Raw genomic sequence first — 14,089 nt, 5'->3', positions numbered from 1 at the left:
CTAAAGTCGACAACTTACTTTAACACTTTTTTAGGTATATTAACTACTTAAATTTTAAAGATATGTCGTGCTATACTAATTATGCCAATTATATTACAAATTTTAAATGGAGGCTCAAATATGAAGTTATTAATTGGAGGTTACACCAAAAAAAGTGCCACTGGCATTTATGAATTGGTCCTCTCTAACACGGGTTCACAGCCCCAAATTGGTTCTGCAAAAGAAATAATTAAAGTTGGTGGACCAACCTACTTTGTTCAAGATCATGACTTAATTTTTACAATTAACAATGCTGGTGAAAAAGGTGGTATCAGTGCCTTTAAACTAATTGATGGAACTTATCAGGAAACTGATTCTTACTTAACCCCCGGTTCTTCACCCGCCTATGTCGGCATTAACAAAGAAAAGCAATTAATCTACACCGCCAACTATCACACTGCTGTCTTAGCTGTCCTTTCGTATACCTCTCAAGGCAAATTGACTTTACTAGATTCAGTTACCCACACCGCTGATACCTTAGGACCACGACCTGAACAAGTTGACGGCCCGCACCCACACTTTTTTGATGAAACACCTCAAGGTAACTTAGTTAGTTGTGACTTAGGCAATGACCGCATTGATTTTTATAGCTTTAAGGAGCAAAAATTAACCCACTTAGCCAGCTACCATAATGATCCCGGCTTTGGCAGTCGTCACATTGTCTTTAGTCAGGACGGCAAGTACTTTTACGTTGCTGGTGAATTGTCTAGCAAGATTAATGTCGTCCAGTTTAATGAACAAAATTGGACTTTTGAAAATATCGCCACTTACTCAACTATTCCTGCTGGTTTCACTGATCACAACGGTGCTGCGGCTATTCGGATTAGTCAGGATGGCAAATTCATTTACGTTTCTAACCGCGGTCACAATTCGCTTGCTGTCTTTGCCATTAAAGCTGATCATACTTTGCAATTAGTACAGCACATTGCCACTTTTGGTGAATTTCCCCGCGACTTTAATTGGGACGAAAATGAACAATACGTGGTAGTCGCTAACCAAAATACTGACAACGCTACGCTTTACACTCGCAATGCAGATAATGGCTGCCTGACACCTATCCAAAAAAATATTGCTGTTCCAGAAGGTACTTGTGTTTTATTTGAATAATTAATTTTAACCTGACAAAAAGGAGTTCATTCACTAAGAATGGGCTCCTTTTAGTTTTCACGTTTATTGACAACTTTTGCTAAATCTATCAAAACAATGCCACCACTAGAACCATTTTTGATAATTAGTTGTCCCTTATTTTTACTAACAACATCATTGGCAAACCATAGCCCTAGGCCACTATGCCCATTAATCTTGCGTGCTTGGTCTTCTTTCCAAAAACGTCTAGTTGCATTCAACAAGGCACTTTTAGAAAAGCCTGGACCTTGGTCATAAATACTAATTTGTACTTGCCCTGGTTGATTTTTAAAAGTTAACTTAATTTCCCTGTCTGCAGGCGTAAAGGTAACTGCATTTTCAATAACATTAATTATTGCTCTAATGACATGATTTTTTTGTAAATAAGCATAACCTGACATGGTGCCTCTTACTATTAACTTAATTTTTTTAGTATGAACTAATTCTTCGGCATGCCGAAGAATTACACTTTGCAAAGTATTAAGATTAACATTTTCTGCCTGTTCAACATTGCCATTAGTTGCCGCTCTTAACGAATTTAAATATTCATTAGCCTGCAAAGTATTACGCATAATACTTTGTAAATCTTTTCGCTGCTGCTGAGTCAAATTATTATCTTCGAGTAACAACTCACTATTACCGTGAATAATAGTGAGCGGGGTTTTCAGGTCATGACTAAGAGCAGAGATTTCCTGCTGCTGGCTTTGTTCCTGTGCCCATTTGCTCGTCAAAGACTTTTTTAAAGCTGATCGCATTTTTGCCATTGCATTCAAAGCATGCTCAAATTCTCTAATATTGGATTGTGGTATTTTAAAATCTAAGTTCTGTTGAGCAATGTTTTCACCAACTTGATGAAATAAATTGACTGACCTAACAATCTTATTTCTTAATAAAATTGTCGTCACAACCAGGCAAAACAAAATTAAGAATAACAATATCCCTAAAGAAAAATATTCATATGGAGGCAAAATTTTCTGCAAAACTGGATTAATATATCGAATTAAATAGTAATAATGCAAGACCACAACTGATTTATCCGGATAACGTACAAGTTGGTAATCATAAACAGTCTGGTCAGGATAATGCAAATACTGACTCATTTTTTGCCTGTCAGTTTGAGTAGCATTAGTCTTCAAGATGTGATACTGAGTATTAAATAAAGCATAACTTACATTATCAGGTACTGCATCAGCATTAAACACACGCTTATGACGTTGTTTTTTAACAAACTGTTGAACTTTCTGTTCATCATAATTAGCTGGATGGACAACACCACTATTCGACAAATACTGGGCACTAAAAAACCAGATACAAGTCAAAAAAATAATTATTCCACCATTAATCAGTAAAAATTTAATTAGTAAGTAGGAAATACCCCTTCTTCTTGCCATTTATAACCCACTCCCCAGACAGTCACAATTGGTGTTAACGAAAATATTTTTAATTTAGCACGAATATTCTTGATATGCTCAGCAATTGCGGCATTGTCATGAGCAGTATTAAAACCAAAAACTGTTTCATACAATTGTTCCTTGGTATAAACCTGCCCTGGATGCTCTGCTAGCTGAGCTGCCAACTGAAACTCACCTTTGGTAAAAGGAACAGTTTTCCCATGAACATAGGCTTTTCTCTCTGATAAATTAAAGAGTACACCTGAGCGTTCGTACGCATGAAGTGGCTGCCGCTGCTCACGACGCAAATGAGCATTAACTCGTGCACGTAATTCAGCCAAGCTAAACGGCTTTTTAATATAATCATCACCGCCTAGTCCTAATCCACGCACCAATGCAGTATCATCAGTTTTAGCCGTTAAAAAAATAATTGGGCCATCATATACTGGCCTAATTCGCTGACAAAAATCAAATCCATCTTCATCAGGCATCATTACATCAACTAGCAACAATTGATAAAAGCGACAACTTTCAGCAGTTAATTCTTTTGTTGAACACCTAGTATCAACAATGTAGCCTTCACGAGTTAATGCTCTTTTAACCAATACTAGCAAATCTTGATCGTCATCAATGGCAAGAATTTTAGACATAATCTTCTCCTCTCGATAAATCATCAACCTTCATTCCTGCGTCCTTCCCACTGATTGAACCAACAAAAAGAAAAAATTAACATTGCTAATGTCAAACTAATAATTATTGATAAAGCAAAATGTATTGGAATAAATGAGACGACTTTTAAATTAAAGAATGCCATTGTATAAATTCGCACGAGGTGTTCACCCCAACTACTAGGAAAAAATGGCCAAAGCAAATTACCTAAATCTGTTAGTAACAGGGCTGCTAATAAAAATTCAAGAGCAGCACAAACTAAGCTAACATTATGACCAAACTTTAATTCCAAAAAGCTATGAACAAGATATGCTAAGCAGTTACTGCCCCAAAGTAACAAACACATTCCTAACAAATAACTTACATTAATTAGTATTTTAACGCGCATTATTTTAAGCAAACAAATAAATGTAAAGATTGCCATCAAGCAAGAAACTAAGCTACCAATTAATAGATAAAATAATTTAACTAGCAGAATTTGCCAACGACTCGTTACACTTAAGAGATTAAAACAATCACTACTTATTTCTTGCGCAAAAATACTGTTACAAGCGTAACTACAAGCAAATGGATAACAAAGCGCAATTACTAAGAAATAATCAATTAAAAAGCTAGTAAATTGATAATTAGTCATCAAAAAGTAACCAGCACATAATGTTCCCCCTAATAAAGGAAGGGCCATATGAATTAGAAAATAATTTGTATGCCGTAATTTAAAAAACTCAGCTTGGATTAAATTTAGTAACTTCATAACCTATCTTCTTTAAAGTAATAATTAAGTACAAGTACGCAAATTCCAAATAGTGTAATAGTAAGTAAAACACCTGGTAAAATAACATTCTTTGTATGTAAAAAACTATTTTTGGCTAACACAACACCATTAGGATTCACACCCAAGATAGCCGCCATTAGTCTAGCAGGAATTGCAAAAGGAATTAGCCACAATATCTTATTGCCAGCAAAAGTTTGGCTAGCAAAAAATACATTTACAGTAACCATAACAATTAAAGTAAAAACTGCTGGTAATTTAAGTTCTAACAACATACCAAGTGGAATTTGCCAGGCAAAGCTTACCGTCAATAAAATAGTTGCCAGAAAGACCTGGCCAAACATTAACTGCTTACCAAACAGCCTTCCCACTAATAAAACCAAAAGCATCATAATTAAATTAGTAAATAACAAATAGCAGCAACCCGTTAAAATTTTGGCAAGACAAATTTTAAGGGTAGGAATTGGTGTCAGCTTAAGATTAAAATAATTCTGTTGTTCATCGCTTTCGAGCAAATAAACACTAATTAAGGCAACTTCTGCAGGCAACATAACCATATACCACCAATTAAAGACAGCCTGCTGTAATTGTTTTCCTGCCAATAAAAAGGTTGCTAAAATTGTTGTTATTAAAGGTAACAGCCATAGACTGAGTGCGATAAAAGTATGACGATTTTTAATAATTTCTGCCTTAATTAAATTTCGGATTTTATTCATTAACCCGCTCTTTTCTTACTACTGTCATAAACAATTTCTCTAGTTTCTCAGTATTATCTGGTATTTTGCCTTGGTAACCTAACTTACCAGCAGCAATAATCCCAATTTCATCGGCTACATTCTCAACCTCAGCTAAAATATGACTTGAAAAAATAACCGTAACTCCCTTTTTAGGAAGAGAACAAATTAATTTACGCAAAAATTCAATTCCCAGAGGATCAAGACCATTGGTTGGTTCATCCAAGATAAGTAATCTAGGATTATTAATCAACGCAAGAGCAATTCCTAAACGTTGCTTCATCCCTAAAGAAAATTGCTTAACCTTTTTCTTACCTGTATTCGTTAAATCAACTATTGCCAATACCTCATTGATTCTCTCTTTTGGTAAACCTAAAGAAGTTGTCCTAACCAGTAAATTTTCAAATGCAGTTAAGTTGCCATACAAAGGTGGATTTTCAATTAGCGCACCAATTTCATGTAAGTCCTGTCTTTGCCATGGTTTACCTTTATACCAAATACTCCCACTAGTTAGTCGAACGATTCCGGTAATCATTTTAAGTGTTGTCGATTTTCCCGCACCATTTGCTCCTAATAGACCATAAATTGTATTTTTAGGAATTGTTATCGATAGATTTTTAATTACTGCAGTTTGACCATATTTTTTAGTCAAATTTTTTGTTGCTAACAATAATTCATTGTCACTCACTGTTTAACCTCCCTTTTTGATAAGCTTATCAACTATTTATCAGGAAATTATAAGGAAAAAAATAAAAGTATGCTTTGCATACTTTTATCCTTGTAAATTCTGCCATAACTGTTGCATATCAAGCGGCTCGGGAATTTTAATTTCTACTTGTTGATCTAAATCAAATGGATCCGGAAAAGCCAAATAGTAGCAATTCAACGCTTGCCTAGAAAAAACATCTTTAACACCATACAATGGATCACCGAATAAAGGATGTCCCAACGACTGCATATGAACACGAATTTGGTGCGTGCGGCCAGTAAACAAGCGTAATTCAACTAAACTTGCACCTTTGACTTGCTCAAGAACATGATATTCAGTTGCGGCTGTCTGACCAGTAGGATCAATTTGACGAACAACAGTGCCATTCTTTTGACCAATTGGTGCCTTAATTATCCCTGTTAACTCGCCGTGGTTAAAATTGCCATGAACAATCGCGTGGTACTTTTTAACAAAATCAACCTTACTTAACTTAGCAAAACGTGCATGGGCAATCGGATTCTTGCCAATTAATACCAACCCCGATGTATCACGATCAAGCCGAGTAATCACATGCGGCTTTAGGTCAGATTGTCTTTGATAATTAAAATAACCCAGTACCCGATTAACCAAGGCATCATTATCTTCATAACGTGACGGAATCGACAAAACGCCTGCAGGTTTATTCACAACTAAATAATTTTGCTCTTCTTTGACAATTGTTAGCGGCTTATCTGATGATTTAAGCCACGGATTAGCTTGCTCACATCCCGGGACAAAAATAATTTCATCACCTAAGTGAAGCTTATAACTCGTATAACGACGTCTATGATTAACTAAAATCAAGCCTTGATGATTTTTAGCATTATTAATGGCTTGTTTAGAAAAACCATTTTTCATTAAAAAAGCCCCCAACTGCTGTGGACTTTTACTTTGGACAGTTAACTTAAAGTTTGTCATTACGCTCACCAATAAAAGCACTCTGAACCCGAGACCAAAAATGCGTATGACCAAAACGATCAAAACGAATTACCTTGTTTGAAATTCGATAATTGATTTTTTTCGCATTTCGAACATCAATTCGCTTACCGTCAACTGTCATTACAAAGTGGTCAGCATTGGGTACAATAGTAATCCATTGATCGGGAGCAATTACAATCGGCGACGAAAGCGTCCGAAAAACTCGATTATTAATTGACGCAATCTCTGCCATCTGCAGAGCCTTTAACTGCGGATGGATAACTGCACCACCAAGTGACTTGTTATAACCAGTTGAGCCTGTCGGTGTTGAAATGCAAAGCCCATCCCCGCGGAAGTTCTCGAACAATTGGTCATCAATATAGACATCGGCTTCTAGTGTATGTGATACCCGCTTAACTGCGGATTCATTTAACGCCAAAAAGCGTTTTTTCTCGCCTGCTTCTGTTACCAGTTCAATTTCAAGCAACGGATATTTAGCAGATTCTGGCTCACGCAAAAAAAGCGCATCTGTCATTTTACCGACATCCTGCCCGCGCCAATCAGTATAAAAGCCCAAATGTCCCGTATGAATACCAATAAAACGAATCGAGCTGACCTGATTTTCATAGCGATGGAAAGCATTAATTAAAGTTCCATCCCCGCCAACTGTAATTACCACATCCGGGTATTTTGCATCAAAGACAACACCATCTTTTTTTTGCAAAAGGGTCTTGAGGTGAGCCACAACCTTTAAAGTTTTATCATTGGTATTATGAGCAATCGCTATTCTCATGATTTTTCCTTACCCTTATTTTTGGTAAAAATTTTCTGTGCTTCCTGCACTTCATCCTTAATTAATGACATCTCTTCATCAAGTTTATAAGCCGTTTCGGCTGTTGACTTCAACCGTTTCGAAATATCAGCTGGATATGAGCCCTGATACTTATAATTCAAGGTGTGTTCAACTGTTGCCCAAAAATTCATCGCCAAAGTGCGTACCTGAATTTCGGCAAGCAATTTTTTAGCACCTTCAGGTAAATATACTGTATAAGCAATTACCATATGGTAAGAACGATACCCTGATGGCTTAGCGTTCTGCACGTAATCACGTTCTTCCAAAACTTCCATGTCTTGGCGTCCATGAATTAAATCTACCACTTTATAAATATCATCAACAAACTGACAGACAATGCGAATTCCTGCAATATCCTGCATATCCGTTTCAATTACATCAGGACTAATTACCCGCCGCTTCATTTTTTCCTTAATTGAATCAACTGTTTTAACCCGGCCAACTACAAATTCAATTGGCGAATGTTCTCCCTTAGTCAGAAAACTCTGTCTTAAGGAACGGAACTTTACTTTTAACTCGTTTACTGCCTCACCATAAGGCCATAAAAAATTATCCCAATCCATTTTCATCGAATTAATTCCTTTCTCAAGCAGCATATTCATTTTACCATATAATATAGATAAACAGATTGGAGTAATTATTATGTCAGAAAACAACGAAATTGAAGCCAAAACTATTTTAACTAAAGAAACTTACCGTACTTTATGCCGTGCTTTTCCCATTAAACATGACTTACAGCAGGTCAATTATTATTTTGACACTGCTACTAGCTTACTCAAGCAGCATCATATCAGCTGTCGTATACGTTTGTTCACTGATTATGCCGAACAAACATTAAAAGTCCCCAACTCACAACCAGTGCAGCATCATTTTCATGAAGCACTAGAAATTAACGATACCTTAAAATTATCTGATGCACAAAATTTACTTACTCAAGCACAAAAAAAGCACATCATTACCTTTAGTGCCAACGTAGGAATATATTTACAAGCACATTTTGGTTCTAATTTAAAATTAGAATTGCAAACTTTTAGTAAAACACACCGTATTTTAGCTGCTGGTCCCCAAAATTGTGAGCTAACCTTTGATGCCACAAGTTATCCTGATGACTACGAAGATTTTGAATTGGAAATCGAAAATTCTAATCCTAATCTAATCAAAAAGGTACTAGAGCAATTAGAAGAAAAGTATCATTTTCAGCAAACTAAGACTACTAAAAATCAACCTAAAATTGCTCGTGCTTATCTCCATCAGAAAAAAATCAATAATATGTGAGCGTATTCTTTGTTTATATAGCAGTTATTTGGTAAAGTAAAAATTGATCGTTAGATATGGAGGAGCTTGGTTATGTTTGAGATTTTTCTTTTCGTTAATCCAATTGGCATTTATTGCTACGACACAGAAGTCTTAATTAAACAAGCGATTAATGAACTTAATATTGATACTAGTTTTCATTTTATTCCCATTACTAATACTGAAGTTATTAAGCATGACATTATTCGCCGCAAAAAAGATGGGCAAAAAGCCATTGATATTCCGCAATATACTATTGCTGCATTCCAGACTTTGCGGATTTATCATGCAATTAAGTTCGAATATGGTAATAAAAAAGCCCGCTATTATTTAATCAAATTACAGCAGGCACTAAATCGTGATTTTAATGTCTATTCTGAAAAATTGCAACAAGAAATCATCAAAAAATTAAATTTAAATTTTAAACGACTTAAAGATCCTAAAATTAGCAAATATATTGATGATTCAATTGAGCGCGATAAGCAACTAGCAAAGAAATCTAAGGTTTACAACATTCCAACAACTGTTATTTATAATGAGAGTGGTAATTACAACGGTATTATGCTTGAAGGGCTGGTCGCTCATGACAAGTTAATCCGGCTATTTAAGAACGATAGTCGTTTAATTGACGAAAAAAAACAGCCAACAGCAAACGTCTCTAGCGTTTCCTCTGGTTGTCACTTGCGTTTAATTTAAAATATTGTGTTACATTATCTGAATAGTTAACTTCCCTCATTTTACCAAAAACCCAACTAGGCAAATCATTAATTGTCATCTGCCGTTGGTATAACTGCCACGCAATTTGACTACCCTTTTTACTTTTTTCAGCAAGTTGCAGCTCTAAGTAATGCTTTTGCTTAGCAGGCTGAACTTCATATTGTTTAAGTGCAGGCTGAAATTGCCATAAGGCTCGTAACCCCGTAGCATCTAGGCTAAAATATTCTATCTGATAATGTAATTTATTCGTTAATGGTTCAAGCAGCACGTTATATTTTAAACGTAGCTGCCTATGATAAGGATCTATTTCAAAATAATAAGTACGCCACACCTGGTTTTTGCGAAAGAAAATTAGCTGTGACGTTTTTATTTTTGCCTGTAAATAATGACGACGACCAACTACCCAAAGATCAGCAATTCCTATTTGACAATATAACTGATGACGATGAGTAAACTCTGTTTTACTCAAAGGAGCACATTGGACCTCAAATGCTAGCTGTGAACTAGCTAAAACATCAGCGCGCAACTGACCAGCTGCAAGTGTAACTTCTGTTTGTGCCCTAAAACCAGCAGCACATAAAGCCGACTGCAATAAAGCCTTGCTCATTGCGTGCTCCTCTTTTTCGCCCTGCAGATGGCTAATTCTTGGTCGATGCTTAAAGTAAGGCTTACTTGCTTTAATAATTAATTGCACTCTTTTATGGCAACGGGGACACAAATATTGCTGACCGACCAACCTTTTTTCGCCCCGCCTAATTAAATCAGCTTCCGTCACTGCCAAAACTAAATTTTTATTTAAAAGTGCTGCATACAAAATAATCACCCATGATTAAGTACGCAAAAAAGGCAGGTTTTTACCCTGCCTTTAATTATTAATTACAATTTAACGCTTAGCATGACCAAAATAATGCCGTAATTGACCTAACGCATCACTAGCAATCAAACACTTACCTGTTGTTCTAACACGCGCCATTTCTTCTGACTTAACTTTTAAGCCATACTCATTGGCAATTGCCCACGCATCAGCTGGTTTAATCTCCGCATAATCTTCATTTGCAAAAGTTAATTCAAGGAAAAACTTTCCCCGTTCAAAGTAAAGACTCGATCCCAAATCACTAACTCGTAAGTTATCTGCCAACTCTGTCAGAGCATCTAAATCATCAAAGCTGTAAGCCTGTTTCTTTTGAAATTTCCAAAACGACTTGTCCTTTTTCGGAGTAGCCGTTTCTGCTGGGATAGTGGTGGGAGCAGGTTGTGCTTGCACCTCATTATCAGCATCCAAATCAATAAATGAACGCCGCGAGTCTAAATCATCTTCTGCTTCTGCAGTTTCACCATCATCATTCAAAAACTGGGCTAAATTATTACGATCCTTATCAGTTACCTTGCTAATTAACAGGTCAAGTCCACCCTTATTTGGCATTACCTGAAAAGTTACTGGTGCATCCTGACTAAAAGAATGGTCCGTATCAACTTCATCTAAAATTGAATAGAAAAAGTGCTGAATCTTACTTTTATCACCCAGCAAATCTAACACCTTGAGTCCGCGGTTAGCTAATTCATTTTTATCTATTCTTACCCGAATAGTATTTTCGTTAATATGATCAACATGCACGAGTTCTCACCTCCATCGGATTCTTTTATCCATTGTAGCGTATTTTAGAGATAAAAGAAAAGCGTTAGTCGAAAAAACTAACGCTTTTTAATAAAAAGCTGGTAAGATTACATGTCAGCAATCTTTTGCATTTCCTCAAGCTCAAGACGACGAACTTTCCGTGGCAAAAACCGCCGAATTTCATCTTCATTATAGCCAACCTGCAACCGCCGATCGTCCATAATAATTGGTCGTCTTAACAAACTAGGATTTTTCTCTACTAAGTCAAGCAACTGATCAATTGATAAATCATCAAGATTAACTTTTAATTGTTGAAAAGCTCTTGAACGCGTAGAAATAATTTCTTCGGTACCATTTTCAGTCATTCGTAAAATTTGAATAAGTTCGTCTTTAGTTAACGGCTCAGAGAAAATATTTCTTTCTTTAAAAGCAATGTCATGCTTCTTCAACCAAGCTTTCGCCTTCCGACATGAGGTACAACTCGGAGATATATATAAATTTACCATATATTTCACGCTCCTTTGAACAATACACTTTTTAACCTTAGTAATATTATAACACATTACTTCTTTTTTGTAAGTAGTATTTTAATATTCCAGCTATATTTTTATCATAGGAGCTAAAAGTGAATAAATTGTGAAGTTTTTATCAAGAAATAATAAAAGAACATATTGACGAAGTCAATATGTTCTTTTGCAATTATTAGTTAACTTTTTTCATCAAGTCAGCTACTAATTTTTCATTCTCTTCTGCCGTTTCGGAAACGTAACATGCTTTGTTAGCTAATTCCTTAATATCCGCAGTTGAAAACTTCTTCATTAAGCTTCTAATCCGCAAAATCGAAGTAGCACTCATTGAATATTCATCTAGACCCATCGACAGTAAAATTGGGAACATAGTGTTATCACCAGCGGCTTCACCACACATGCCACACCAAATACCATTTTCATGGGCTGCATCAATCGTATGCTTGATTAAACGCAAAACCGATGGATTAGCTGGTTGGTAAAGATAAGAAACATTGTCATTACCCCGATCAGCAGCCATTGTGTATTGAATTAAGTCATTGGTTCCAATTGAGAAGAAATCAACTTCCTTAGCAAATTGGTCAGCTAAAACAGCTGCGGCTGGAACTTCAATCATCATTCCAACTTGTAAGTCTGCACCAACTTTAATACCCTTAGCAGTTAATTTATCTTTTTCTTCAGCTAAAATTGACTTGGCTTTGCGCAATTCACCCAAAGTACCAATCATTGGGAACATAATTCCCAGCTTGCCATAAGCAGAAGCTCTAAGCAAAGCACGTAACTGTGTCCGGAAGATTTCTTCATTCTTCAGCGATAACCTAATTGCCCGAACACCTAAGAAAGGATTCATTTCATCTGGTAAGTCCCAGTAATCAAGGTGCTTGTCGCCACCAATATCCATGGTTCTAATGATAACTTGCTTACCATGCATTCCTTCGATTACTTCTTTATAAGCAGTGAATTGTTGGTCCTCAGTTGGAAAGTCTTTAGAATCCATGTACAAGAACTCAGTTCTGTACAAGCCAACGGCTTCAGCACCATTGTCATTAACACCCTGCATATCATTTGGCGTACCAATATTAGCAGCGATTGTAAACTTCTTACCGTCCTTAGTTACCGAAGGTTCGTTCTTCAACTTCTCCCATTCAGCCTTTTGGACTAAGAAAGCTTCGCTCTTCTTTTGATAATCAACAACTTGGTCATCACTTGGTTCAACAACAGCATCACCGTTAAGACCATCTACAACTAAAGTCTGACCATTTTGGACATCCTTAGTAATTGAATCAGTCCCAACAACAGCTGGCAATTCAAGTGAACGTGCCATAATAGCTGAGTGCGCAGTCCGACCACCAATATCGGTTACAAAGCCCTTAACAAATTTCTTATTTAATTGAGCAGTGTCACTTGGCGTTAAGTCGTGCGCAACTACAACTACTTCATGATCAATTGCGGCTGGATTAGGCAATTCTTTATTCAACAGGTGGGCCATTACTCGCTTAGACACATCGCGTACATCAGCAGCACGTTGTTGCATATAAGCGTTATCAGTCATACCTTCAAAAATCGCAATAAATTTTTGTGCAGTTTCATCAAGAGCAGCTTCGCTATTAACTTGTTGATCCTTGATTTCAGTTTCAATGGCACCAGTAAATTCAGGGTCATTCAAAATCATTAAATGAGCTTCAAAAACTTGAGCTTCATCCTCGCCTAAACTCTTCTTGGCACGATCACGAATTGCCTCAACTTCTTTAGTTGAAGCCGCAATTGCCTTTTTAAAACGAGCCAATTCACTATCAGCATCACTGACAGTAGTCTTTGTAAAAGAAAGATCTGGTTCTACCAAGAGATAGGCTGGAGCAACAGCAATCCCGTCACTAGCAGCAATTCCTTTTAAAGTCTTGGTCATTATTCAGCTAAGCCCTCTTTTTTCATTGTGTCAGAAATAGCACTGATTGCATCTTTTTCGTCATCACCATCAGCAGTGATTGTAACATCTGCACCCTTACCGACACCAAGTGACATAACGCCCATGATTGACTTCAAATTAACTGACTTGCCGTTATATTCCAAGTTAATATCTGAACCAAACTTAGAAGCAGCCTGTACTAAAAGTGTGGCTGGACGAGCATGAATACCTGTTTCTGCAACAACATGAAAATCGCGTTTCTCCATTATAATTATCTCCTTTAATATTGAAAAATCAAAACGGTAGTAAATACCTATTCGAGTATTAGACTATCATTTTTTTGTGAATTAGACAACATAAATGTAACAGTTTACATCATTAATTTTCAGACTTTGACTGTGAATAAATAATTTTCCCACCACGTAAAGCCCGACCTGTGATATTTTGTCGTTTACCAAAAGCTCGCAACGCTGCCTGAAAATCAAAGGCATCCTTAGGTTCAACAATATACTGCTCAAGCTCACCGTTGACAAGTTGTTCAAGAATTTTTTGATAATTCAATAATTTCACCATCTTTTTAAATTTATGTTAAAAATTCCACTTAAATTAAAATCTTACATTAAAGTTTCTCTTTAAGTCTTTTTATCATAATCCAAAATTTACTAAAATTGAAATTGCAGCCCTTACGCAGTTGCTTACAAAAAATAAGTTTTTAAGTTTTAGCACTTGATTATTGAGAGTGCTAATTATATAATTTAGTAAACTTGAAATGAAAGGCGGTAAAT

17 protein-coding genes are annotated in these 14,089 nt (G+C 36.2%); 3 read left to right on the top strand and 14 right to left on the bottom strand.

Features of this window, described 5'->3' with window-relative positions:
• The first annotated feature begins 120 nt into the window (after positions 1 to 120).
• Positions 121 to 1,146, top strand: a complete 1,026-nt coding sequence (locus OZY43_RS02870) for a lactonase family protein (protein WP_277165770.1) — start codon at positions 121 to 123, stop codon at positions 1,144 to 1,146.
• A gap of 50 nt (positions 1,147 to 1,196) precedes the next feature.
• Here the strand turns inward: OZY43_RS02870 and OZY43_RS02865 are convergent, their stop codons facing one another.
• From OZY43_RS02865 to OZY43_RS02830, 8 genes are all read right to left on the bottom strand, one after another.
• Positions 1,197 to 2,555 carry a HAMP domain-containing sensor histidine kinase gene (locus tag OZY43_RS02865; protein WP_277165768.1) on the bottom strand — a complete coding sequence of 453 codons (1,359 nt, stop codon included), beginning with the start codon at positions 2,553 to 2,555 and terminating at the stop codon, positions 1,197 to 1,199.
• On the bottom strand, positions 2,522 to 3,205 hold the full coding sequence (locus OZY43_RS02860; RefSeq protein WP_277165767.1) for a response regulator transcription factor: 684 nt from the start codon (positions 3,203 to 3,205) through the stop codon (positions 2,522 to 2,524). Before OZY43_RS02860 ends, OZY43_RS02865 begins: the two co-directional genes overlap by 34 nt.
• Before the next feature lie 23 nt (positions 3,206 to 3,228).
• Positions 3,229 to 3,975 (bottom strand): lantibiotic immunity ABC transporter MutG family permease subunit, encoded by a 747-nt coding sequence (locus OZY43_RS02855; RefSeq protein WP_277165765.1) that lies wholly within the window; start codon positions 3,973 to 3,975, stop codon positions 3,229 to 3,231.
• Positions 3,972 to 4,709 carry a lantibiotic immunity ABC transporter MutE/EpiE family permease subunit gene (locus OZY43_RS02850; protein ID WP_277165764.1) on the bottom strand — a complete coding sequence of 246 codons (738 nt, stop codon included), beginning with the start codon at positions 4,707 to 4,709 and terminating at the stop codon, positions 3,972 to 3,974. Before OZY43_RS02850 ends, OZY43_RS02855 begins: the two co-directional genes overlap by 4 nt.
• Positions 4,702 to 5,415 (bottom strand): lantibiotic protection ABC transporter ATP-binding protein, encoded by a 714-nt coding sequence (locus OZY43_RS02845; RefSeq protein ID WP_277165762.1) that lies wholly within the window; start codon positions 5,413 to 5,415, stop codon positions 4,702 to 4,704. Before OZY43_RS02845 ends, OZY43_RS02850 begins: the two co-directional genes overlap by 8 nt.
• Before the next feature lie 84 nt (positions 5,416 to 5,499).
• The gene (locus OZY43_RS02840) at positions 5,500 to 6,393 is read right to left on the bottom strand and encodes an RluA family pseudouridine synthase (protein WP_277165760.1); all 894 of its coding nucleotides are present in this window, start codon (positions 6,391 to 6,393) and stop codon (positions 5,500 to 5,502) included.
• Positions 6,380 to 7,186 carry an NAD kinase gene (locus tag OZY43_RS02835; protein WP_277165758.1) on the bottom strand — a complete coding sequence of 269 codons (807 nt, stop codon included), beginning with the start codon at positions 7,184 to 7,186 and terminating at the stop codon, positions 6,380 to 6,382. Before OZY43_RS02835 ends, OZY43_RS02840 begins: the two co-directional genes overlap by 14 nt.
• On the bottom strand, positions 7,183 to 7,815 hold the full coding sequence (locus tag OZY43_RS02830; RefSeq protein ID WP_277165756.1) for a GTP pyrophosphokinase family protein: 633 nt from the start codon (positions 7,813 to 7,815) through the stop codon (positions 7,183 to 7,185). The genes OZY43_RS02835 and OZY43_RS02830 overlap by 4 nt, the downstream gene beginning before the upstream one ends.
• A gap of 73 nt (positions 7,816 to 7,888) precedes the next feature.
• Here OZY43_RS02830 and OZY43_RS02825 point away from each other — a divergent pair, with 73 nt between their 5' ends.
• On the top strand, positions 7,889 to 8,521 hold the full coding sequence (locus OZY43_RS02825; protein WP_277165754.1) for a CYTH domain-containing protein: 633 nt from the start codon (positions 7,889 to 7,891) through the stop codon (positions 8,519 to 8,521).
• A 72-nt stretch (positions 8,522 to 8,593) separates the two neighbouring features.
• Positions 8,594 to 9,235: a DsbA family protein gene (locus tag OZY43_RS02820; protein WP_277165752.1), complete on the top strand. Its 642-nt coding sequence runs from the start codon at positions 8,594 to 8,596 to the stop codon at positions 9,233 to 9,235.
• Here the strand turns inward: OZY43_RS02820 and OZY43_RS02815 are convergent.
• The 6 genes from OZY43_RS02815 to OZY43_RS02790 form a co-directional block, all read right to left on the bottom strand.
• Entirely contained in the window at positions 9,198 to 10,070 is an 873-nt protein-coding gene (locus tag OZY43_RS02815) for a competence protein CoiA family protein (RefSeq protein ID WP_277165750.1), read from the bottom strand. The two genes, OZY43_RS02820 and OZY43_RS02815, sit on opposite strands and share 38 nt — an antisense overlap.
• Positions 10,071 to 10,139: 69 nt before the next feature.
• Entirely contained in the window at positions 10,140 to 10,871 is a 732-nt protein-coding gene (locus OZY43_RS02810; RefSeq protein ID WP_277165747.1) for an adaptor protein MecA, read from the bottom strand.
• Positions 10,872 to 10,978: 107 nt separating this feature from the next.
• Positions 10,979 to 11,377 (bottom strand): transcriptional regulator SpxA, encoded by a 399-nt coding sequence (spxA, locus tag OZY43_RS02805; RefSeq protein ID WP_277165745.1) that lies wholly within the window; start codon positions 11,375 to 11,377, stop codon positions 10,979 to 10,981.
• A gap of 196 nt (positions 11,378 to 11,573) precedes the next feature.
• A complete protein-coding gene (gene ptsP, locus OZY43_RS02800; protein WP_277165743.1) occupies positions 11,574 to 13,304 on the bottom strand; it encodes a phosphoenolpyruvate--protein phosphotransferase in 1,731 nt (576 codons plus the stop codon).
• On the bottom strand, positions 13,304 to 13,570 hold the full coding sequence (locus tag OZY43_RS02795; protein WP_277165741.1) for a phosphocarrier protein HPr: 267 nt from the start codon (positions 13,568 to 13,570) through the stop codon (positions 13,304 to 13,306). Before OZY43_RS02795 ends, ptsP begins: the two co-directional genes overlap by 1 nt.
• 112 nt (positions 13,571 to 13,682) lie before the next feature.
• Entirely contained in the window at positions 13,683 to 13,865 is a 183-nt protein-coding gene (locus OZY43_RS02790; protein ID WP_277165739.1) for a hypothetical protein, read from the bottom strand.
• Positions 13,866 to 14,089 lie beyond the last annotated feature (224 nt).

It is taken from the genome of Lactobacillus sp. ESL0785 (assembly GCF_029395455.1).
GTDB lineage: Bacteria > Bacillota > Bacilli > Lactobacillales > Lactobacillaceae > Lactobacillus.
This window is presented reverse-complemented; position numbering and strand designations above follow the sequence as displayed.

What these genes read in the sequence shown, in the direction of transcription:
- OZY43_RS02830 (WP_277165756.1), bottom strand. Translation starts at nt 7,815, where the DNA reads ATGAAAATGGATTGGGATAATTTTTTATGGCCTTATGGTGAGGCAGTA.
- OZY43_RS02840 (WP_277165760.1), bottom strand. Translation starts at nt 6,393, where the DNA reads ATGACAAACTTTAAGTTAACTGTCCAAAGTAAAAGTCCACAGCAGTTG.
- OZY43_RS02855 (WP_277165765.1), bottom strand. Translation starts at nt 3,975, where the DNA reads ATGAAGTTACTAAATTTAATCCAAGCTGAGTTTTTTAAATTACGGCAT.
- OZY43_RS02825 (WP_277165754.1), top strand. Translation starts at nt 7,889, where the DNA reads ATGTCAGAAAACAACGAAATTGAAGCCAAAACTATTTTAACTAAAGAA.
- spxA (WP_277165745.1), bottom strand. Translation starts at nt 11,377, where the DNA reads ATGGTAAATTTATATATATCTCCGAGTTGTACCTCATGTCGGAAGGCG.
- OZY43_RS02850 (WP_277165764.1), bottom strand. Translation starts at nt 4,709, where the DNA reads ATGAATAAAATCCGAAATTTAATTAAGGCAGAAATTATTAAAAATCGT.
- ptsP (WP_277165743.1), bottom strand. Translation starts at nt 13,304, where the DNA reads ATGACCAAGACTTTAAAAGGAATTGCTGCTAGTGACGGGATTGCTGTT.
- OZY43_RS02795 (WP_277165741.1), bottom strand. Translation starts at nt 13,570, where the DNA reads ATGGAGAAACGCGATTTTCATGTTGTTGCAGAAACAGGTATTCATGCT.
- OZY43_RS02870 (WP_277165770.1), top strand. Translation starts at nt 121, where the DNA reads ATGAAGTTATTAATTGGAGGTTACACCAAAAAAAGTGCCACTGGCATT.
- OZY43_RS02835 (WP_277165758.1), bottom strand. Translation starts at nt 7,186, where the DNA reads ATGAGAATAGCGATTGCTCATAATACCAATGATAAAACTTTAAAGGTT.
- OZY43_RS02820 (WP_277165752.1), top strand. Translation starts at nt 8,594, where the DNA reads ATGTTTGAGATTTTTCTTTTCGTTAATCCAATTGGCATTTATTGCTAC.
- OZY43_RS02860 (WP_277165767.1), bottom strand. Translation starts at nt 3,205, where the DNA reads ATGTCTAAAATTCTTGCCATTGATGACGATCAAGATTTGCTAGTATTG.
- OZY43_RS02865 (WP_277165768.1), bottom strand. Translation starts at nt 2,555, where the DNA reads ATGGCAAGAAGAAGGGGTATTTCCTACTTACTAATTAAATTTTTACTG.